This is a genomic window from Bacillus sp. Nf3 (assembly GCF_003028545.1).
In the GTDB taxonomy this organism is placed as follows: domain Bacteria; phylum Bacillota; class Bacilli; order Bacillales; family Bacillaceae; genus Bacillus; species Bacillus safensis.
Genome location: NZ_PYUA01000002.1, coordinates 615,925 through 635,921, shown reverse-complemented (window position 1 = coordinate 635,921; position 19,997 = coordinate 615,925). Strand labels below are relative to the sequence as shown.

At 42.0% G+C, this 19,997-nt stretch carries 25 protein-coding genes; 2 read left to right on the top strand and 23 right to left on the bottom strand.

Annotated features, from left to right (window positions below):
* Positions 1-47: 47 nt before the first annotated feature.
* Both C9414_RS08125 and C9414_RS08120 read right to left on the bottom strand, forming a co-directional pair.
* Entirely contained in the window at positions 48-284 is a 237-nt protein-coding gene (locus C9414_RS08125) for a DUF2164 domain-containing protein (RefSeq protein ID WP_039179646.1), read from the bottom strand.
* Between the two features lie 209 nt (positions 285-493).
* Complete coding sequence (locus C9414_RS08120) at positions 494-1,075, bottom strand: TetR/AcrR family transcriptional regulator (protein ID WP_107163402.1); 582 nt, start codon at positions 1,073-1,075, stop codon at positions 494-496.
* A gap of 271 nt (positions 1,076-1,346) precedes the next feature.
* On the opposite strand from C9414_RS08120, the gene C9414_RS08115 reads away from it, so the two are divergent.
* Positions 1,347-2,546 (top strand): MFS transporter, encoded by a 1,200-nt coding sequence (locus C9414_RS08115; protein ID WP_107163401.1) that lies wholly within the window; start codon positions 1,347-1,349, stop codon positions 2,544-2,546.
* 28 nt (positions 2,547-2,574) lie between these two features.
* On the opposite strand, the gene C9414_RS08110 is transcribed toward C9414_RS08115, so the two are convergent.
* Entirely contained in the window at positions 2,575-3,012 is a 438-nt protein-coding gene (locus C9414_RS08110) for a peptidylprolyl isomerase (protein WP_008359679.1), read from the bottom strand.
* Positions 3,013-3,333: 321 nt separating this feature from the next.
* Here C9414_RS08110 and C9414_RS08105 point away from each other — a divergent pair, with 321 nt between their 5' ends.
* On the top strand, positions 3,334-4,218 hold the full coding sequence (locus C9414_RS08105) for a DUF1002 domain-containing protein (RefSeq protein ID WP_024422856.1): 885 nt from the start codon (positions 3,334-3,336) through the stop codon (positions 4,216-4,218).
* Positions 4,219-4,255: 37 nt separating this feature from the next.
* Here C9414_RS08105 and lysA read toward each other — a convergent pair whose 3' ends face one another.
* From lysA to C9414_RS08005, 20 genes are all read right to left on the bottom strand, one after another.
* A complete protein-coding gene (gene lysA / locus C9414_RS08100; RefSeq protein WP_047204119.1) occupies positions 4,256-5,581 on the bottom strand; it encodes a diaminopimelate decarboxylase in 1,326 nt (441 codons plus the stop codon).
* Positions 5,582-5,696: 115 nt separating this feature from the next.
* Positions 5,697-7,178 carry a spore germination protein gene (locus C9414_RS08095; RefSeq protein ID WP_107163400.1) on the bottom strand — a complete coding sequence of 494 codons (1,482 nt, stop codon included), beginning with the start codon at positions 7,176-7,178 and terminating at the stop codon, positions 5,697-5,699.
* A complete protein-coding gene (gene spoVAEA, locus C9414_RS08090) occupies positions 7,123-7,731 on the bottom strand; it encodes a stage V sporulation protein SpoVABEA (protein WP_060697230.1) in 609 nt (202 codons plus the stop codon). The genes C9414_RS08095 and spoVAEA overlap by 56 nt, the downstream gene beginning before the upstream one ends.
* Positions 7,732-7,737: 6 nt before the next feature.
* Positions 7,738-8,088: a stage V sporulation protein AE gene (spoVAE, locus tag C9414_RS08085; protein WP_007501045.1), complete on the bottom strand. Its 351-nt coding sequence runs from the start codon at positions 8,086-8,088 to the stop codon at positions 7,738-7,740.
* Positions 8,088-9,104: a stage V sporulation protein AD gene (spoVAD, locus tag C9414_RS08080; RefSeq protein ID WP_107163399.1), complete on the bottom strand. Its 1,017-nt coding sequence runs from the start codon at positions 9,102-9,104 to the stop codon at positions 8,088-8,090. The genes spoVAE and spoVAD overlap by 1 nt, the downstream gene beginning before the upstream one ends.
* 12 nt (positions 9,105-9,116) lie before the next feature.
* Complete coding sequence (gene spoVAC, locus C9414_RS08075; RefSeq protein ID WP_047204123.1) at positions 9,117-9,569, bottom strand: stage V sporulation protein AC; 453 nt, start codon at positions 9,567-9,569, stop codon at positions 9,117-9,119.
* 20 nt (positions 9,570-9,589) lie between these two features.
* A complete protein-coding gene (locus tag C9414_RS08070; RefSeq protein WP_039179670.1) occupies positions 9,590-10,006 on the bottom strand; it encodes a stage V sporulation protein AB in 417 nt (138 codons plus the stop codon).
* On the bottom strand, positions 9,996-10,616 hold the full coding sequence (locus tag C9414_RS08065; protein WP_034280357.1) for a stage V sporulation protein AA: 621 nt from the start codon (positions 10,614-10,616) through the stop codon (positions 9,996-9,998). Before C9414_RS08065 ends, C9414_RS08070 begins: the two co-directional genes overlap by 11 nt.
* A gap of 114 nt (positions 10,617-10,730) precedes the next feature.
* Positions 10,731-11,498 (bottom strand): RNA polymerase sporulation sigma factor SigF, encoded by a 768-nt coding sequence (gene sigF, locus C9414_RS08060; protein ID WP_024422864.1) that lies wholly within the window; start codon positions 11,496-11,498, stop codon positions 10,731-10,733.
* A 13-nt stretch (positions 11,499-11,511) separates the two neighbouring features.
* Positions 11,512-11,952 carry an anti-sigma F factor gene (spoIIAB, locus tag C9414_RS08055; RefSeq protein ID WP_024422865.1) on the bottom strand — a complete coding sequence of 147 codons (441 nt, stop codon included), beginning with the start codon at positions 11,950-11,952 and terminating at the stop codon, positions 11,512-11,514.
* Positions 11,949-12,302: an anti-sigma F factor antagonist gene (gene spoIIAA, locus C9414_RS08050; RefSeq protein ID WP_024422866.1), complete on the bottom strand. Its 354-nt coding sequence runs from the start codon at positions 12,300-12,302 to the stop codon at positions 11,949-11,951. Before spoIIAA ends, spoIIAB begins: the two co-directional genes overlap by 4 nt.
* A gap of 162 nt (positions 12,303-12,464) precedes the next feature.
* Entirely contained in the window at positions 12,465-13,619 is a 1,155-nt protein-coding gene (locus C9414_RS08045; RefSeq protein ID WP_404841315.1) for a D-alanyl-D-alanine carboxypeptidase family protein, read from the bottom strand.
* Between the two features lie 159 nt (positions 13,620-13,778).
* Entirely contained in the window at positions 13,779-14,591 is an 813-nt protein-coding gene (locus C9414_RS08040; protein ID WP_047204125.1) for a purine-nucleoside phosphorylase, read from the bottom strand.
* 11 nt (positions 14,592-14,602) lie between these two features.
* Entirely contained in the window at positions 14,603-15,787 is a 1,185-nt protein-coding gene (gene deoB / locus C9414_RS08035) for a phosphopentomutase (protein ID WP_107163398.1), read from the bottom strand.
* A gap of 153 nt (positions 15,788-15,940) precedes the next feature.
* Positions 15,941-16,831, bottom strand: a complete 891-nt coding sequence (xerD, locus tag C9414_RS08030; protein ID WP_107163397.1) for a site-specific tyrosine recombinase XerD — start codon at positions 16,829-16,831, stop codon at positions 15,941-15,943.
* Positions 16,832-16,837: 6 nt separating this feature from the next.
* Positions 16,838-17,065 carry a YqzK family protein gene (locus C9414_RS08025; protein ID WP_024428058.1) on the bottom strand — a complete coding sequence of 76 codons (228 nt, stop codon included), beginning with the start codon at positions 17,063-17,065 and terminating at the stop codon, positions 16,838-16,840.
* A gap of 117 nt (positions 17,066-17,182) precedes the next feature.
* Positions 17,183-17,635, bottom strand: coding sequence for a ferric iron uptake transcriptional regulator (gene fur / locus C9414_RS08020; protein WP_003215577.1), 453 nt, complete (start codon positions 17,633-17,635; stop codon positions 17,183-17,185).
* Between the two features lie 110 nt (positions 17,636-17,745).
* A complete protein-coding gene (spoIIM, locus tag C9414_RS08015; protein ID WP_039179689.1) occupies positions 17,746-18,390 on the bottom strand; it encodes a stage II sporulation protein M in 645 nt (214 codons plus the stop codon).
* Positions 18,391-18,506: 116 nt separating this feature from the next.
* Complete coding sequence (locus tag C9414_RS08010) at positions 18,507-19,637, bottom strand: S8 family peptidase (RefSeq protein ID WP_082672218.1); 1,131 nt, start codon at positions 19,635-19,637, stop codon at positions 18,507-18,509.
* A 111-nt stretch (positions 19,638-19,748) separates the two neighbouring features.
* On the bottom strand, positions 19,749-19,970 hold the full coding sequence (locus tag C9414_RS08005; protein ID WP_039179694.1) for a hypothetical protein: 222 nt from the start codon (positions 19,968-19,970) through the stop codon (positions 19,749-19,751).
* Between the last annotated feature and the right edge of the window lie 27 nt (positions 19,971-19,997).

The following is a 19,997-nucleotide window of genomic DNA, read 5'->3' as shown; positions in this document are numbered from 1 at the left end:
TTTTCCTATTTATCAGTTCGTTTCACACGATACTGCAGTCTTTTCGATTATATTCTTTTTTCGAGTGCGAATAAGTCTTCCTCTAACAATTGTGACCGCTGAACAGCGATGCTGCGGCTGTCGCGAACCCCTTGATTATAATAGTAGCTTCCAAGGTTTTTTGTGATAAATTCTAGTATATTAATGGCTGCTAATTCACCAATCTCTTCTTCTCGTTCTTCGGCAAAGTAACGCTGAATGGCCATCATCATTTGATTTTTTTCTTCTTTAGTGAGTGGTTTCAAAGTCTCTCCTTCTTTCTATTTTCTTCATTTGCAGCTGGATGTGCTGGCTTTTCACAAATACGAATGTTTGTTCTCTTATCATATCATAAAAAAAGATTCTGTGCATGACTGCCCTAAAAGAAAAAGCGTATTTTGATGTTATGGATCAAAATACGCTTCACTATTTTGTATAATTTTTTCTCAGAAGCAGTCATAGCGTGTTGTCCATTTTATTTTAAAATGGATAGGATCGTCGCTATAGAATGATCTACAAATGAACGCTCTGGACGTGACTTCATTAGGACGGTGAGCCCGATGAAAGAAACGACCAGTGTTTGTGCTAAGGCTTTAGCATTTGAGCCGCTTTCGAGCTCACCTGAGCGAATACCTTGCACTATCTTTTCTTCAAAAATAACCGAAAGATACATTTGATGCTCTCTTGTCAGAATTTCAAATTTCTCTTCGTGTGGAGCAAGCTCCACTATTGTATTAATGCAAAAACAGCCTTTACTTGGGCCATCTCCATATTCCTCTTCCACTACATCTGTCAATAATAGATGAAATGCTTCCTTTACAGATCGATTGTTTTGAAGTTTTGTTCGAATACGGGCTGCATGCTGCTTTGTATATGTGCGTAATGCAGCCTCAAATAATTCCTCTTTATCTCCAAAGGCTGCGTATAAACTTGGCCGCTGTATTCCCATTTTTGCAGTCAAATCGCTTAACGTTGTAGCTCTATACCCCTTTTCCCAAAAAAGCATCATTGCATCATTCAACGCTTTTTCCTCATCAAACTCACGCTGTCGAACCATCATCAATTCCTCTTTTCAACAATAAAATCCTTTCACGATAACAATTGTCTATTTCTTTATTTATAAGGATATCATTTTCTTTTCATTACTAATCAGTACATTATGATTGTATTTTGTTCAGGTAAAATTGTCAAACCGTCTTTCTTCTTTCAAGATTAACACAGAATAAATTCTTGACTTTAAAACATTTTGATGGTTATCCTTAACAGTAATCATTTTGTACCGATCAGTATATTATTCTTTTTAGTATAAAAAGAAGGGGATGCAATGAATGGTTAAAGATAAAATGACTCACTATATGGCACTACTTTTTGCAACAGCCTGCGGGATGGCTGTTGCAAACATATACTTCGCACAACCGTTACTAGATTCACTGGCAGCCGAGTTCGATATCACGTATTCATCCATCGGTATTGTCATTACGATTACTCAGCTTTGTTATGCGGCGGGGCTGCTACTGATCGTACCACTTGGTGATCTGTTGAATCGACGCCGGCTCATCATTGGTCAGATGCTTTTATCTGTGCTTGCCCTCATTCTAGTCGGCATCGCTCCTATCGTCACCGTCCTATTTATAGGATTAGCATTGGTCGGACTGCTCGCTGTAGTCACTCAGGTACTCGTTGCGTTTGCAGCAAGTTGGGCTGCTCCAGAAGAGCGCGGCCGTATCGTCGGCTTGGTGCAAAGTGGAATCGTCATCGGTATTCTTCTCGCACGAACCTTTGCTGGTGTATTAACCGATTTTGCTGGCTGGAGGTCTGTATATCTTGTTTCTGCCGTCATCATGCTGATCCTAACTGGCGTATTGTTCCGAGTACTCCCGCGTGATGACAGCAAAAGAGAGTCATTATCCTATGCTCATCTGCTTCGTTCAATGTTTGTATTGTTCATACAAGAACGGATCCTGCGCATCCGCGGGATTCTAGCTCTTCTGATTTTTATCGTCTTTGGTACGTTGTGGACTTCACTCGTGCTGCCTCTCAGTACTGCGCCACACTCTCTTTCACATACTGCTATTGGCGCATTTGGTCTTGCTGGAGCAGCCGGAGCGTTAGGGGCTGCTCGGGCTGGCCGCCTTGCTGATCGAGGTTTTGGGCAGTTCACAAGCGGTATAGCCCTTGTCCTATTATTCATTTCATGGTTTTTCATCAGTTTGACTGAACATTCACTTATTGCCTTAGTCATTGGCATTATCATTCTTGACCTATCTGTGCAGGCAGTACACGTAGCGAATCAGACTATGATTTTCACAGTGCGGCCTGAGGCGAGAAGCCGGCTTACGGCTGCTTACATGATTTTTTACTCCATCGGTAGTGCGACCGGTTCAATTGTTTCAACCAGCATATACGCAAACTATGGCTGGAATGGGGTGTGTCTATTTGGTGCCGCTATCAGCGCCACAGCCATTTTGTATTGGATCATCACCTACCGCTTAACAGAACAAATAACTGTAAAATCAGATACAAAATAAAAAACACCGCGTATAGCGGTGTTTTAGATTAAGCATCTACAACTTCAACTTTTTCCATGCCTTGGCCTTGCTCCATATCAAGTACAGCCTCGATACCAGATGTTACCTTGCCAAAAACAGTGTGAACACCGTTTAAGTGCGGCTGCGGGTCATGTACGATAAAGAATTGGCTGCCGCCTGTGTCTTTACCAGCATGTGCCATTGATAATGAACCTCTTTCGTGCTGATGTGGATTTCCTTCTGTTTCACATTTAATTGTGTAACCAGGACCACCCGTTCCATTGCCGTTTGGGTCGCCACCTTGGCTTACGAAGCCTGGAATCACGCGGTGGAACTTCAATCCATCGTAGAAGCCTTCATTCGCTAATTTTTCAAAGTTTGCTACTGTACCTGGAGCAGCCTCTGGGTAAAGTTCAAACTCAATTTTCTTTCCATTCGTTAATTGTATGTATCCTTTTTTCGCCATTTTTCACATTCTCCTTTCAGGTTAAACAACGCTCATTATAGCACATTTTCGGTGATGTTAAACATCCCCTGCTCTTCGATTGTCATTTACCTCTTAACTGATGATTGATAAAATAGGATTGCTTGATTCTTTTTTCCTAATAAAATGATATGTGACGAAATGACATGTCTTCATTTATTGGAAAAGGAACACATCTTAAAAAGAAAATTGAAACGTCGAGTCAATTTGTTACGTCTATATGATGGAGTGCATTTCTGTACGTGTACTCAAAAGCTGAGTTTCTCTTGAAAGAGGAACGCTTTCGACTTGAAGGAGGTCAACATGTTTAAAAAAATGATGCTTGGTATGATGGCAGCGCTCCTTTTCCTAATTGGTGCGCCAAAAGTCAGCTTAGCGGATGCAGCTGTCGGCGATGTCATCGTCACACTCGGGCAAGACTTAACACCAGCTGATCGACAAAAGGTTCTTGACGAGTTGAATCCACCTGAAAATGCGACAAAAATTGAAGTAACCAATAAAGAAGAGCACGAATATTTAGGAAAGTATATCCCTCGTTCTTCTATCGGGACGAGAGCATTATCATCTTCATCTATCACCATTGAGAAATCAGGCACTGGTCTGACTGTGGATACACACAACATCAAGACCATTACAGATGAGATGTATTTAAATGCTTTAATGACAGCAGGTGTCAAGGATGCCAAGGTTGTCGTCACTGCTCCATTTGAAGTATCTGGTACAGCCGCACTGACGGGCTTACTTAAAGCGTATGAGGTGTCAAGCGACAAAGCCATTCCAGAAGATGTGAAGCAGGTGGCAAACGAAGAGCTTGTGACTACATCTAAATTAGGTGACTCTATCGGGAAAGACAACGCTTCTGCCCTTATTGCAAAAATCAAAGATGACATTGCAAAAAACGGTGTCCCTAAAACCACCAAAGAAGTAGAAGAAAAAGTCGATCAGGCTGCTTCTGATTTGAACTTAAATCTGACGCAGGATCAAAAAGATCAGCTTGTCTCGCTATTTGATAAAATGAAAAACATCAATATCGATTGGAATCAAGTAGGATCTCAAATTGATAAAGCAAAAGACAAGATTACAAAATTCATAGAATCGGATGAAGGGAAAAACCTTCTTCAAAAGATTTGGGATTTCTTTGTCTCCATCTGGAACGCGATCGTCTCTGTATTCACTGGAGGAAAATAATTCATTAAAAAAGCTGCCTGTACCCCAGGCAGCTTTTTTAATTAGATGATTTCACTTTTGATTGATACGGTAAATCAAGTTTGACAATGTCCTCATAGGTTTCACGCTCAACCACAAGCTGCGCTTCCCCGTCCTCTACAAACACAACCGCTGGGCGCGGGATGCGGTTATAGTTGTTTGACATACTATAGCCGTAAGCTCCGGTACAAAAGACAGCCAATAAATCCCCTTGTGATAACTCTGGCAAATCGATATCCCAAATAAGCATATCTCCGCTTTCACAGCATTTACCGGCAATTGAAACGGTTTGATCATGCGTTTGACTCATTTTATTGGCACTTGCCGCTTCATATTTCGCTTGATATAAAGCCGGACGAATGTTGTCACTCATTCCGCCATCTACCGCAACATAATCGCGGATGCCAGGTACATGTTTTGATGATCCGATCGTATAAAGAGTCGTCCCTGCATCTCCAACAAGAGAACGGCCTGGTTCTATCCAAATCTCTGGCATATCAAACTCATAGCGGGCCACGTTCTCTTTCACAGCTTGGATTATTTTCTCGACATATTCTGTCGCAGGAAGTGGTTCATCCTCTTCTGTATAACGAATCCCAAAGCCGCCGCCTAAATTTAACACTGTAGAAATAAAACCAAATGATTCTCTCCATTCATCCAGCTTCATAAAGATTTTATCTGCTGCAAGGACAAAACCAGCCGTATCAAAAATTTGTGAACCGATATGACAATGGACACCTAAAAGCTCGATCACTTCTGAACCAAGCACTTGTTTCACCGCTTCATCTGCTTGTCCATTGTGAAGATCAAAGCCAAATTTTGAATCCTCTTGACCTGTCGTAATGTAATCATGCGTATGCGCTTCGACACCAGGCGTGATGCGGAGCAATACCTTCACTTTTTTTGACAGCTCTTGACCAAGCTGTTCAATGAGCTTCATTTCATAGAAATTATCCACAACTATACAGCCGATCCCATGCTCTAAAGCCATTTTTAATTCTTCTCTGCTTTTATTATTGCCATGGAAATGAATTTTTTCTACTGGGAACCCAGCGCAAATGGCTGTGTGAAGCTCACCGCCTGAGACAACATCAAGAGATAATCCTTCTTCTTTAGCAAGCTGAAACATGGCAATAGAAGAAAATGCTTTACTCGCGTATGCTACCTGCGCTGTTAATTCTTCCTCTATAAATGCTTTTTGAAAGCTTTTTGCGCGCTCCCGTATTAAAGCCACATCATATACATAAAGTGGTGTCCCATACGTTTCAGCTAAAGAAACGGCATCAACACCACCAATTTCTAAATGACCGAGTTCATTTTGTCTGCAAGTGCCGTGTAAATACAATGTCATTCCCTCTTTCTCCGCTTCGGCTGAAAAAAGGCAGCTACGTGAGCTGCCTTGTGCCTTGTCTCAAAGTTAAAAATACAATATCACAATCTTCAGCCACTTTCAATGAGCCTTAAGAATTTGGCGGAATTTTTGATCTGTTTTGAGGGTGAACGATGCTCGGTCTTACTTTTGAGCCAGGAACAGACGTCCGAATCAGCACTTGCCACAAAGCCTTCCCATTAAAAGGGAGGAACGGCCACATATAAGGCGTCTGCAATGAACGAATGGAAGTTAAATAAATGAGTAACAACGTAAAACCAATGATGAGTCCATTCAGCTTGAAGATCGCCACTAGTGCTAGGATGATGAGCCTGACAATCTTATTGGCGACACTCAGCTCATAGCTTGGCGTTGTAAAGGTACCGATCGCCGCCAGTGAAACGTATAAGATGACCTCTGGTGTAAACAAACCGACATCAATAGCGATTTGTCCAATTAAAACAGCCGCGATCAGTCCCATGGCGGTCGACAATGCGGTTGGCGTATGAATTGCTGCCATCCTTAAAAATTCCACCCCGAAATCAGCAAGGAACACTTGGAGAATCACAGGGATATGAGAAGGTTTGTTAAACCCAATATAGCTTAAATTGTCAGGCAAAAGATTTGGTTCAAGGATAAAAAGAAACCAAATCGGCAAAAGAAAGGTAGAACATAAAATGCCTAAAAAGCGTACCCATCTTAGGAATGTACCAACGGCAGGTGCCTGGCGATATTCTTCTGCATGCTGAACGTGGTGAAAAATAGTGGTTGGTGTAATGATGACACTAGGGGATGTATCCGTAATGATGATGACATGCCCTTCTAATATGTGGTTAGCGGCGACATCTGGACGCTCGGTATAACGCACTAGCGGAAAGGGATTATATCCTTGCTTAATAATAAATTCTTCAATCGTTTTATCAGACATCGTCAGCCCATCGACCTTAATTCCTGATACTTCTTTTTCTATAATATCTACAAGATCTGGGTCTGCAATATCTTCAATATAGCAAACACAAACATCGGCTTTGGAACGTTCGCCTACTTTGAGCATTTTGTATCGCAGCTTTTCATCCCGTACTCTTCTTCGAATAAGCGCTGTATTTACAATAATGTTTTCAACAAATCCGTCTCTTGCTCCCCGGACAACCTTTTCAGTATCCGGTTCCTCTGGCATTCTGCCAGGATAGCTTCTGACGTCAATGATAAATGCGTAGTTTTCACCTTCTACAACGACTGCCACAAGCCCAGAAAGCACTTGATCCACCGCTTCATCCAGCGTTTCTACTTTGGAAACCTGCTGATTGACAAGGCGGTTCTCAACCACACGGGCAAGGTCATCTGATTCAGGTTCGTTGTCATTGATTTCGATTAGTTCTTTTAATAAGTAGATGATATACTGTGTATCACACAATCCGTTTACATAGTAAAGTTGGATTTCCTGATCGTGTATATAAATTTTCCGAACACCAAGGTCGAAGCTGAGACCCATTCCGACATTTTCCTTGAAGTAATCTTCATTTTTCTTCGGATCTCGGTACACGTTTACCTTGTCTTTCTTCACGGAAACCACTCCTTTCTAATATCAATTCAACTGCTTTCATCGTGATTGGAGATCCTTTGCTCAGATCATCTTTCCGTCCCATTTTGCCAATATCTCCAATCCCGACAACGAACGGGAGATTGAGGGAGTCAAGACAATACACTGTATCCCCGCTCATTTTATGGGGCTCCATTTCGGGAAGACCGTGTTTGTCGACACCGTATTCTGTCAGTTCACCTTCCCGGTCAATGGAGACATGGACCTTTGTCCATTCGGCTTGGTGCGTCTTGGATGCAACTGCAATCGCGCCAATGACTTCGATTTCAGGGTGGCGTGCCACATGTTTCATCGCCGTCTCGCCTGTTCCTTCACCGGTCAGTCCAGAATCATCAAACATCACAAAAACTGGATCATACGGCGTTTTTAAAATCATCTGAACAAGTTCAGGTCCTGTCCGTTTGCTTGGATTTCCTTTTGAGCTAGAAATACATCGTCCTCCGACGTTTTTAGCGGCGAGCTCAATGGTTTTGGCAGCATATATATCTCCGTCTGTCACTAAAATGACTTTCCGTCTTTGCCCCATATTAGGTTATCCTTTCGGTTTAAAGATAAGTGCGATAATAAATGAGAATAAAATCGCAGCTGATATACCAGCAGAGGTTAATTCAAAAATACCGATGCCGATACCGATGAATCCATGTACATCCGCTTGGTGCATCGCCCCGTGAAGCAAGCTATGACCAAAGCTGACGATTGGTACGGTTGCGCCTGCACCGGCAAATTCAATAAATTTATCATAAATACCGAATCCATCTAAAATGGTACCCGCCACAACAAAAGTAGTCATGACATGTGCAGGCGTGAGTTTGAGTACATCTAGCAAAAGCTGGCCAATGACACAAATAAGTCCACCTGCCACAAAAGCGATAAGATAATCCATTAGCTCTCTCCTCCTGCACGCTCAAATACGACACCGTGCGCAATGGTTGGAATGGTCTCTTTTTGCTGAACCATCATCGGGCTGAGTAGCGCCCCGGTTGCCACAACGAGTACTCTTTGCAAATTCCCTGCTTTCATTTCTTGAAAAATATGACTAAATGTCACAATCGCTGAACAAGCACAGCCGCTGCCTCCAGCGAATACGTTTTGATCGGGCGTATAGATGATTAAACCGCAATCATCGTGCTTTCGCCCAAGCTGAATACCTTCTTCTTTCAGGAGATCCTTTAAGATCGGTGAACCAATGCCTGATAAATCTCCAGTTAAAATCAAATCGTAATCATCTACTGTTCTTCCTAAGTCTTCTAAATGCTGCTTGATGGTGTCTGCCGCGGCCGGTGCCATGGCCGACCCCATATCAAATGGATCTGTAATGCCAAGATCCATGACCCTGCCTACCGTTGCACTTGTAATTTGAATTTGTGAGGGCTCTTGGCTGATAATAACGGCTCCGCTCCCTGTTACGGTACTTGTTGCTGTATCTGGCTTTTGTCCGCCGTATTCGGTCGGGTTTCGAAATTGGCGTTCTGCGGTCGCATTGTGACTGCTTGTTGCTGCGATGGCTCTATTTGCAAAGCCACCATCAATGAGTGCTGACGCAATGGCGACCGATTCCATTGAGGTCGAGCATGCTCCAAACAAGCAGAGAAACGGGATCTTCAGCTCTCTTGCCACATAGTTTGCAGTGACGTTCTGGTTGAGTAAATCTCCAGCCAGCAACAGATCAATATCGCTTTTTTGCAAATTTGCTTTTGATAAAGCGGTTGATATCGCATCATCCATGAGCTTCCTTTCAGCCATTTCCCAGTTCTTTTGATCACAGTGCATTTCATCGTATGTTTTATCAATTAAATGTCCAATTGGACCCTCTTTTTCCTTAGGTCCTGCAGCAGTTCCTTCTGCATTGACATAAAGCTTGTGCTCAAATACCCAAGATTGTTTACCTGTTAGTTTCACCTTTCATTCCTCCTACGAAAACATCTTTTCCAAGATGTATCGAATGATCCCTACGATATATGCCGAGACGACACCGAACACAATGACGTTCCCAGCGAGCTTAAACATATTTGTGGCAACACCTAAAACAAGCCCTTCACTTCTATGCTCAAGGGCAGCACTTGTCATACTGTTAGCGAAGCCTGTCACTGGTACGGCCGATCCCGCTCCAGCAAACTGGCCGATTTTATCGTAAATACCGATTCCAGTTAATATAGAAGAAATTAAAATGAGGGTTGCCACTGTTGGGTTCCCTGCTGTCTTTTCGTTAAAATCAAAAAAGTGGATATAGAAATTTTGCAGCCCCTCACCTATTAGACAGATCAAGCCACCAATTAAAAACGCCTTGATGCAGTTGAGGACATAAGGTGGTTTGGGCTGATACGTTTTCACCTTAGATGGATAGTTCTCTTTTAAACTCGACACGTGTTGTTCCCTCCAATTTCTTAAATATAAATAAGCCAATGAAATAGTGAACCAAATATCTTTCCTAAGACGATGGCCATGAGCAGCAAAACAATTTTCCCGTCCATTCCAATTCTTTTCGTTAATATAGGAAGTACATTTAATACTTCAGTAAGTGCAGCTGCAAGCATGCCGACAAAGATGCCTGATAAAAGACCGACCGGCAGCGCCAGCCATTTGGTTAAATGCAGATGTATTTGACTTAAGGTGGCCCAGCCGCCAACAACCGCCCCGCTAATGACAGCCGCCTCGTACCCTTGTATGAAGCGCTGCGTTTTGGTTAATTGCATTAAGCGGGGGATGATGCCAAGAACTGTAAGAAATGCCACAAATCCTGCTCCGACTGTTAAACCGCCGCCAAGTCCAACGAGTACGACAAAAAGCCATTTACCGATCATGGATATCCTTCAATGTTTCTTTATTTTCATTGAGTGCGACATAATGATCGAGATCGAGCTGATATTTAAACATTTCCACTTCGAGCGGACTTGGTTCTTCATTTAAACGCTTTTTAAATACATGATTGAAAAACAAAATCATGCCAAAGCCGAGTCCAAAGCTATATGGAATTTGTAATAAATACGGATGCTCAACCGTTTTCCCTGTGATCATTTCATATAGGCGGATATGAACGAGCCGCATACTGACATCCTCGTGGAAATTCATAATGGCAAGTGCCGCTCCGACAAATAATAGAAGCCATACAAACACAAATAAAACGGGAGAAAGCTGGCGTTTGCCTGTATCAATTTCAACAATGGCCTCAGAGCCGCCAACGGTTTGAATGTCGATATCTGGCCACGTTTTTTTGATCGTTTTGACGACATGCATGATATCAAGAACGACGATGTGACGATCCTTTTTGCTGACATGATACACCGGCATTTTGCTAAGCTTTTGCACAGCAAACTCATCACCAGTGATTTGGGCGATATCCTCTAAATAAATGAGCTGATCTATTCCGGTCTTGATTCGATGGCGCAGCCGAATAAAGATTTGTCCGTCCATCCAAGTCACTTCCTATACGAGGGGTTAAAAATAGTATGTGGTGAAAAATGGTTCTCATACTGACAGAACTTGATTTACCGGTAATTACCACACAAAAAAAGCCAGCCGAATTGGCTAGCTGTCTTTTTGATCCATTTGCATTTGGATTTGTTTTAAAATTTTCTTTTCAAGCCGTGAGACTTGCACCTGTGAAATGCCAAGTCTTTCTGCAACCTCAGATTGTGTCTGGTCTTTATAATACCTTAAATACACAATGAGTTTTTCCCTTTCTTCTAATTCCTTGATCGCTTCTTTCAGAGCAATTTTGTCAAACCATCTTTCTTCAGAATGATCGGCAATTTGGTCAAGCAATGTTATTGGATCCCCATCATTTTCATACACCGTTTCATGAATGGATGATGGGGAGCGGACCGCTTCTTGGGCGAGGACGACATCCTCTGGTGTGATATCAAGGTATTCGGCAATTTCTTGAACGGTCGGCATTCTTCCATGAGACTTAGACAACTCATCCCTTGCTCGCCGGATTTTATTTCCGAGTTCCTTTAATGACCGGCTGACTTTGACCGTACCATCATCCCGAATGAATCGCTGAATTTCCCCGATGATCATTGGGACGGCGTACGTTGAAAACTTTACATCATATGACAAATCAAATTTATCCACAGATTTCAGCAGTCCAATACAGCCAATCTGAAACAGATCATCTGGTTCATATCCCCTATTTAAAAAGCGCTGAACAACGGACCAAACAAGACGCATGTTTTTTTCTACGAGGAGGTCTCTTGCTTGCTGATCACCGTCTTGGCTTTTTTTGATGAGCTCTTTGACTTCATCATTTGACAGCTGGGCTTTTTTAGCTTGCTTTTTTACCTCCACATCCATATGAGCAGCTCCTTTAATTACAAAGCGCTTTGCTTTTTGATAGATGCTTTGTTAAACGGATGGTCGTGCCCATTTCTGGAGATGAGTCCACCATGACATCATCCATAAAATTCTCCATGATGGTAAAGCCCATTCCAGAGCGCTCTAAGTCTGGTTTTGTTGTAAAAAGCGGCTGTCTTGCTTCCTCAAGATCGGTAATACCCATGCCTTCGTCACGGATGGTGAGGTAGACGACATGGTCATCTAATGTGACATGGATATGCACCTTGCCATCTGGATTCCCATCATAGCCATGGATGATGGAGTTTGTCACTGCCTCGGATACGACGGTCTTGATTTCTGTTAATTCATCTAAAGTCGGATCAAGCTGAGCGATAAACGCCGCGACTGTCACCCTCGCAAACGATTCATTTTGGCTTAATGCCGAAAAAGTCAGATTCATTTCATTTCTCATGACGCCACCCCCAATGTTTGCAAAGCCGTTTGCTCTGAAGGCTCCATACGAATGATTTTAAACAAACCAGACATATCAAATAACCGATTCACTGCTGGCGAGATGGCACAGACGACCATTTCTCCGCCAAGCTGCTTAATCTCTTTATATCTTCCTAAAATCACTCCGAGTCCAGAGCTGTCCATAAACGATAAATCAGCCAGATTCAGCACAATGTGGCGAATGTCCTCTGTTTCCAAATAATTCGTCACCTTTTGTCTCAATGTTTCTGCGGAGTGATGATCGAGCTCTCCTGTTAACCGAATGCAAAGTACGCTCTCTTTTACTTGAAAATCAATACCAAGGCTCATCTTTTTATTCCTCCTTGCTCTAATTTCGGATAAAGAGTGTTTCTCTTTTATAAGAAGTAAATCCTTCACCATGACAAAACTAGTGACCATTCGTCACATTTAGATGTTCTTTTCTTTTTCCTCATAGCAAAAAGACTGCCAATTTCAGCAGCCTTTCTCCTTTTATTTCCATTTTACAAAATCAGCCATTGCTCGTTTGAAGAAAGTCCAAATGCCTGCCTTTTCCATTCCTTCTTTTGCTTCTACAGGACTTTCATGCAGCACTTTTCCATCTTTTTTCAAGACGATCGTACCAAGTTCCGTTCCTTTTGAAAATGGAGCCTTGACATCATGAGACAATTTGATTTCTTTTTTGATCTGATCCACATTTTCGCCTTTTTTCGTTAGAAGGGAGATCGGTTCAGAAGTAACGAGCTGAATATTTTTCTTTTTCCCTTTGCTCACTTTGACCTCCGCCACATCTTGCCCTCGTTTGTAAAGCGGATGAGTCGTATATTGACTAAATGCGTAGTCCAGCATTTTGACTACCTGAGCGTTTCTGTCTTTCGGGGTGCTTGCGCCGAAGACAACCGCAATGACGCGCATGTTGCCTTTTTTAGCAGATGCAGTTAAACAGTATTTCGCTTCACCTGTAAAACCGGTTTTCACCCCATCGACACCTGGATAAAATTTAATCAGACGGTTTGTGTTTACAAGCCAGAATTTTTTATCTGTGTTTTGTCGTAGATAGTCTTCGTAGACACCTGTGAATTTGGTGATTTGTTCATATTTCAACAGCTCTTTTGCCATTATTGCCATATCGTGAGCTGTGCTGTAATGGTCTTTTTCAGGAAGTCCTGTTGGGTTTTGAAAGACTGTTGAGGTGAGGCCAAGCTCTTTCGCCCTTTTGTTCATCTGCTCTACGAACTGTTCTTCAGATCCTGCAATATGCTCTGCCATGGCAACTGAAGCATCATTTCCCGAAGCAATCGCAATGCCTTTCAGCATTTCTTTCACGGTCATTTCTTCTCCTGGTTCAAGGAAGATTTGTGAGCCCCCCATGGACGCTGCATAGTCGCTCGTTCTGACCTTGTCTGTCATTTTCAGTTTACCCTGATCTATAGCTTCCATGATGAGAAGCATCGTCATGATTTTGGTCATACTTGCGGGTGCAAGCTTTTCATCGCTGTTTTTGTTGTAAAGCACCTTTCCCGTGTCACGTTCTATTAAGATCGCTGATTTGGCTTCGTGTGCCAATTCTGATGTTTGTTTTTCTCCTGGTTTTTCAATCTTTTCTTTTGCTGTCGCAGATGGTGAAACCATTGAGATAAGGATCATTAAAATAAACAATGCACATATATGACGTTTCAAGTGGCAGACCTCCATTATCGTAATCCTTTCTATTTTTTCCTCATACAGGCTGTTTTATTCAGAGATCGTATGATTGCAAATAAAAAAAGCCTTCTGCTTGGGTAGCAGAAGGCTTCTGGACACATGCTATGAAAGTTGTTTGACAATGTCTTTTACTAAATCAAGAAAACTTGCTTTCACTTTTTCCGTTACTTCGATCACTTCATCATGTGACAGCGGCTGATCCAAAATACCAGATGCCGCATTGGAAATGCATGAAATGCCAAGTACTTTGATTCCTGCATGACGCGCAACAATGACTTCTGGAACAGTCGACATTCCTACCGCATCTGCTCCAAGTGTTCTTAGGAAACGAACTTCAGCAGGTGTTTCATATGAAGGGCCTGTCATCCCTGCATAAACCCCCTGCTGTACAGATATACCTAAACGCTGGGCTGTTTCTGCTGCAAGTGCCAGCAATTCTTTATCGTACGGTGCAGACATATCAGGGAAACGAACGCCTTGACTGTCATTTGGGCCAATTAATGGATTGGTTCCCATCATATTGATATGATCTGTAATCAGCATGAGATCTCCTGGACGGAATGACGTATTCACTCCGCCGGCTGCATTTGTGACAATGCATGTTTCAATACCAATTTCTTTCATCACACGGACAGGAAACGTCACTTGCTTCATATCATATCCTTCATAGAAATGAAAACGTCCTTGCATCGCGCAAACGACAGTGCCTTTCAGCGTTCCGATCACGAGCTGCCCTGCATGTCCCTCTACTGTTGAAACAGGGAATCCGGGAATATCTTCATATTTTATTTTGATTGGATTTTCAATCTCATCTGCTAAAATACCAAGCCCTGATCCTAAAATCAATCCAACTGTTGGTACATATGTCGATGCTTGTTTAATATATGCCGCCGCTTCTGAAAACTGTGCTCCCACGAGATTTCCCCCTATTTGAGTTTAGATAAAAAGCTTGTTCCGTATTTAGGCATCGTTGATTTGAAATTATCTGCAACGGTTGCCCCAAGATCAGCAAACGTTTTTGCTGTTGGCAGTTCATTTGCTTCCTGATGCTTTTTGCTGTAAGCAATGAGCGGAACGTATTCTCTTGTATGATCTGTTCCGTGATGAACCGGGTCATTTCCATGATCTGCTGTGATCACAAGAAGATCATCCTCTTTCAACAGGTCAAACACTTCAGGAAGACGTGCATCAAATTCCTCTAATGCTTTTCCATAACCCTCTGGATCTCTTCTATGTCCGTAAAGAGCGTCAAAATCAACAAGGTTCAAAAAGCTGAGTCCTGTAAAGTCTGTTTTAAGTGTATCGACTAGCTTGTCCATTCCATCCATGTTCGATTTTGTTCTAAGAGATGATGTGATTCCTTCGCCGTCATAAATATCAGAGATTTTTCCGATCGCAATGACATCGAGCCCATCATCTTTCAGTTCATTCATGACTGTACGGTCAAATGGTTTTAACGCATAATCATGACGGTTTGGCGTTCTAACAAAAGCACCAGGCTCTCCAACAAACGGACGAGCGATAATCCGTCCAACCATATATTTTTCATCTAATGTGAGTTCACGGGCAATTTCACAAATACGGTAAAGCTCATCTAATGGCACAACTTCTTCGTGCGCAGCAATTTGCAGCACAGAATCCGCAGATGTATAAACGATTAAATCGCCTGTTTTCATGTGCTCTTCGCCAAGCTCATCTAAAATTTCCGTACCAGACGCAGGTTTATTTCCAATAATACCTCGGCCAGTTTTTTCTTTTAATTCATTTAATAGTTCATCTGGGAATCCGTCTGGAAAGACTTTGAACGGTGTGTCTATGTAAAGACCCATGATTTCCCAGTGCCCTGTCATTGTGTCTTTACCATTTGATGCTTCTTGCATTTTTCCATAATACGCAAGCGGTTTTTCATCCGCTGGAATTCCTTTGATTTCTTTAATATGACTCAGCCCAAGCTTCGCCATATTCGGCATATGAAGCCCGTTCATTTTTTCAGCAATATGTCCAAGTGTATCTGCACCTACATCATTAAAATCAGCAGCATCTGGTGCTTCCCCAATCCCTACTGAATCCATTACGACGAGGAAAATGCGTTTATACTGATAATCAGGCATTAAAAAGCGCCTCCTTCAATATTCTTGTCTTTTGACCTTACAAACAGTAAGAGGTCAGACATCTCAAGTATAAACCGTTTACAAGCCAGTTGACAACCATAAACGGCGTAAAGATGAAAAAGCATGACACCCGTTCATCGTGTCATGCTTTACTTATGCCCTTGGATGGAATTTGTGATACACATCTTTCAGTCTTGTTTTCGTCACATGTGTATAAATTTGTGTTGTTGAGATATCGGCATGTCCGAGCATCTCCTGTACGGCTCTTAAGTCCGCACCGTTTTCAAGCAGGTGTGTAGCAAATGAATGTCTGAGCGTATGAGGCGTCAGCTCCTTTTGAATCCCTGCTTCAATGGCTCGTTTTTTTAAGTTCTTCCAGAAGCCCTGGCGCGACATTTTTTTCCCGTGATGATTGAGAAACAGGGCATCGGACGGCTGTTTTTTTAACAGCTTGCTTCTTCCCTTTTCGATATATTCTTCAATTGCGCTTGCGGCAGCTTCACCGATTGGCACAATTCGCTCTTTTCTTCCTTTTCCAAAACAGCGGATAAAGCCCATTGTGAGGTGCACATCTGCAAGAGTCAGATCCAGCATTTCACTAACGCGAATGCCGGTTGCATATAAGAGCTCAAGCATTGCTTTGTCTCGGTAGTCAAAGGGAGTGTGCTGATTTGGTGTATCAAGCAGCTTTTCGACCTCCCCTAATGATAAAACTTTCGGTAATGTTCGCTCTGTTTTTTGGGTTTCAATGTTCCATGACGGGTCATCCTTTGTCACTTTTTCCCGAAGCAGAAATTGATGAAAGGAACGGATTGATGATAGATGCCGTACAGACGTTTTACTCGATTTCCCTTCCTCTTTTAGCTGCTTTAAATAATGAATGATATGCAGGCGCGTGACATCGCTAATATCCGTCAGCTGTTCATGTGTCATTAAAAAAGACAAGTAGTTCTGCAAATCTCTTTTATAAGAAACAATGGTATTTTCAGAGAGTCCTCTCTCTACGGTCATAAAATGAATAAAGTCGGATAATTGATCGTTCAATGATTTCTACTCCCCGTTTTGATAAAAATAAATCAATCGGTCTTGCCAATTGTCTTGATTCGGCTGATCCATTTCCATCACTTTAATTGCTGCACCCTCTGGTTTATCATAACGATGGTAGCTTTCATATTCTGAATTTATCCATATCATAGCATAATAGAACAGGACGGTAAAACCTGTGAACAAGATAAATACTTTGATCACTTCACCTGTTGTTTTGAGCCATTTTCGCATGATCTTCAAGTCCTTTCTCACCTTCTCATTACTTCAGCATATGCCAGGTAGGACAAGGAATATACAGCGAAAATGCAAAAAACCTCTTCATATTAAATGAAAAGGTTCCAATTCGGATTATTTGCCGGATTCATCATCATGACACCGGTGGCAAATACCATGGAATGTCAATCTATGATCCTTAATTTTAAATTTCCAGTCACGTTCAATAATCTCTTCGACATCTTCTAATAAATCATCTTCTATCTCATCGACTGTTCCGCATTCCATGCAGACAAGATGGTGATGGAAGTGAGCGGCTCCTTCTTTGCGAAGATCATATCGCGAAACGCCGTCTCCAAAGTTAATTTTATCAACAACTTTCAGTTCAGTGAGCAATTCTAACGTCCGATAAACAGTAGCAAGACCAATTTCAGGAGACTTCTCTTTTACGAGGAGGTATACATCTTCTGCACTTAAATGGTCTTCTTCATTCTCAAGCAGTACTCTTACTGTGGCTTCACGCTGTGGCGTGAGCTTGTAGCTGGAAGAATGAAGCTGTTTCTTAATTCGATCAATCCTATTTTCCATTGACTTTCCCTCCTACGCCACATTACTTGATCATTATATCAAATGATGTGCTGAGAGCCAACTATAATCATTTTAAATTGATAAATAAATTGATTATTAATTAATAACAATTACAAAAGAATGCCTGCCAGCTTTTTCATGAGCATGAATGATATGTACGATTCAAAAAAAGATGAAAGTGCAGCAAGCGCTAAAATCATCAGCAGAACCGATGCATACCGGCCAAACCACTGGACGGGTGCTTGACTGATGGTTTTTTTCATGAAGAGCTGTCCAATGAGACGGATGGAAAACGCAATCGCACAGGTGCCAATCACTAAATAGGCTGGAATAAGCAGAATGTTTTGCGGAAGCACCGATACAAACGAGAGAAAAAATCCACTCAGCCCCATTTGATTCACGAGAAAACCAACAGTAAATCCAACAACAATTCCTTTTAAAAAGATCATCAGAAAGATGAGCGGCAGACCAATGATGGATATTCCCAGTATCCACATAAGGCCTAAATATTTCATATGATGCAGGAAGCTTTGTAAAAACATTTCTTTTGATTCTGCTGCTTTCTCATTCGTCAGCTGACCAAAAAATTGATTTAAATAATAGAATAAATCCTCTTTCTGGCTGAATGTCATGCTATTGACAATGATGGCACCGAAGATCACACCCATTAAAAAGAGTACAGAGACAAATAAATAAATCGAGAGATGATCTTTTACGTGCTGAAGAAGATGCTCCTTCCAAGACTTTTTCCGCATGTGTCTTCCTCCCAAATCGTAAGGTTACTAGATTCTATGAGAGAGATTACGAAACATGACAGTTTTATTGAAAGAAAAAAGAGAAAGCAGCCTGCTCACTGCTTTCTCTTTTTCATTTATCGTGCGGCTTTTTGTACGTTCACAAGCCCGGCACCGTAATAAAAAGGTTCTCCAAGTTTTGTCGCCGTTTTTGACAGTCTCTCACGCACTTCATCGTTTGTCAGATTCGGATGTTTTGATAGAATGACAGCCGCAGCGCCCGTTACATGCGGTGATGCCATTGACGTTCCGCTCATGTAGCCATATTCGTTATGAGGAATGGTGCTCAGCGTTGAAACGCCTGGTGCTGAGACTTCCAGTTCTTCGCCGACAGATGAATCAAAAGCTCTTTGCTTTTTTTGGTCAACAGAGGCAACAGCCATCACGGAGCTGTATTTAGCCGGATAGTCAATCGTATTGAGAGATCCATAACTTCCTTCATTCCCCGCAGAAGCCACAATGAGAATCCCTTTATCATACGCTCGATCTACCGCTTCTTTCAGCGCCTCAGATTCACTTGCTCCCCCCATACTAATATTGATGACATCCATGTCATTCTCAATGGCCCATTCAATCCCTTTTATGATCCAGCTATAGTAGCCGTCACCATTTTCATCTGCCACCTTAACAGCATAGATAGAGGCTTTTGGCGCAACACCAACGACACCTACCTTATTATCTAAAGCGGCAATTGTCCCTGCCACATGCGTGCCATGTTTATGCGGATCTACAAGCGGATCGGACTCTGTCGGTACAAAGCTCACCCCGCCGGTGACATGTAAATCCTCATGTTTGCCGTCGATCCCGCTGTCAAGAACTGCTACTTTGACATTCTGTCCAGCGTATCCTTGTTTATGTACCTTTTGTGCTTTGATGCTTTTGATGCCATATGGAACAGTTTGACTGCTTGTTTTTGCTTTTTGATCTTCCTCAATGAAAGTCACTTCTTTTGCTTCATTCAGTTTCTTTTTCGATGTCTCATTCAACGACACTTTCATCATATCTATTTGCTCTATGGATTCTTTCACATGCCCGCCAGCTTCTTCTACAAGCTGTTTTTGTATTTTGTCTTGAACGGAAGAAGAAAAGCCGATCATGTACTCTTTTTTTGCTTGCTCCTTTGCAGAAATATCTGACGCGCCAAACATGACCGATGCCACAAGCACACTTGCCATACAAAGCCCTGCTCCAAATGACTTGACGTTCACGATACTCACTCTCCCTTTCGTTTCTTTTTGTCATTTAACTACATTTTTAGACAAAAAGAAACGACCGTTTGTCCTATTTTTTAAAATTTTTCCATTTATTTGATCTAGTTGTCACAAAAAAGCAAAATAAAAATGCTTATGATCCTCTTGATAGTGATCATAAGCATTTCGTCCTTTATGTTTTTTCATCATGTGCTGCAAGACTTCTTGTTTTGTTTTTGTCTTCCTTTCGTGTGTGCTAAAATGCGGCATGTTTCCTCTCGACAGTTCTGGATTACGGCTGTGCTGCCTTTGGATATGCTCTCGTTTTTTCTTTGCTTTGCTTTTTCCCATTTGGCAAAACCCCTTTCGTTGACGTTA

Coding starts and splice junctions, on each gene's coding strand:
- C9414_RS08065 (WP_034280357.1), bottom strand. CDS start 10,616: ATGGACGGACAAATCTTTATTCGGCTGCGCCATCGAATCAAGACCGGA.
- spoIIM (WP_039179689.1), bottom strand. CDS start 18,390: ATGCGGAAAAAGTCTTGGAAGGAGCATCTTCTTCAGCACGTAAAAGAT.
- C9414_RS08070 (WP_039179670.1), bottom strand. CDS start 10,006: ATGATCGGTAAATGGCTTTTTGTCGTACTCGTTGGACTTGGCGGCGGT.
- C9414_RS08120 (WP_107163402.1), bottom strand. CDS start 1,075: ATGGTTCGACAGCGTGAGTTTGATGAGGAAAAAGCGTTGAATGATGCA.
- C9414_RS08110 (WP_008359679.1), bottom strand. CDS start 3,012: ATGGCGAAAAAAGGATACATACAATTAACGAATGGAAAGAAAATTGAG.
- C9414_RS08045 (WP_404841315.1), bottom strand. CDS start 13,619: ATGATCCTTATCTCAATGGTTTCACCATCTGCGACAGCAAAAGAAAAG.
- spoIIAB (WP_024422865.1), bottom strand. CDS start 11,952: ATGAGAAATGAAATGAATCTGACTTTTTCGGCATTAAGCCAAAATGAA.
- spoVAE (WP_007501045.1), bottom strand. CDS start 8,088: ATGGATTATCTTATCGCTTTTGTGGCAGGTGGACTTATTTGTGTCATT.
- fur (WP_003215577.1), bottom strand. CDS start 17,635: ATGGAAAATAGGATTGATCGAATTAAGAAACAGCTTCATTCTTCCAGC.
- sigF (WP_024422864.1), bottom strand. CDS start 11,498: ATGGATGTGGAGGTAAAAAAGCAAGCTAAAAAAGCCCAGCTGTCAAAT.
- C9414_RS08025 (WP_024428058.1), bottom strand. CDS start 17,065: ATGCGAAAATGGCTCAAAACAACAGGTGAAGTGATCAAAGTATTTATC.
- spoVAEA (WP_060697230.1), bottom strand. CDS start 7,731: ATGGGGCAAAGACGGAAAGTCATTTTAGTGACAGACGGAGATATATAT.
- spoIIAA (WP_024422866.1), bottom strand. CDS start 12,302: ATGAGCCTTGGTATTGATTTTCAAGTAAAAGAGAGCGTACTTTGCATT.
- C9414_RS08115 (WP_107163401.1), top strand. CDS start 1,347: ATGGTTAAAGATAAAATGACTCACTATATGGCACTACTTTTTGCAACA.
- deoB (WP_107163398.1), bottom strand. CDS start 15,787: ATGCCTGATTATCAGTATAAACGCATTTTCCTCGTCGTAATGGATTCA.
- C9414_RS08005 (WP_039179694.1), bottom strand. CDS start 19,970: ATGGGAAAAAGCAAAGCAAAGAAAAAACGAGAGCATATCCAAAGGCAG.
- C9414_RS08105 (WP_024422856.1), top strand. CDS start 3,334: ATGTTTAAAAAAATGATGCTTGGTATGATGGCAGCGCTCCTTTTCCTA.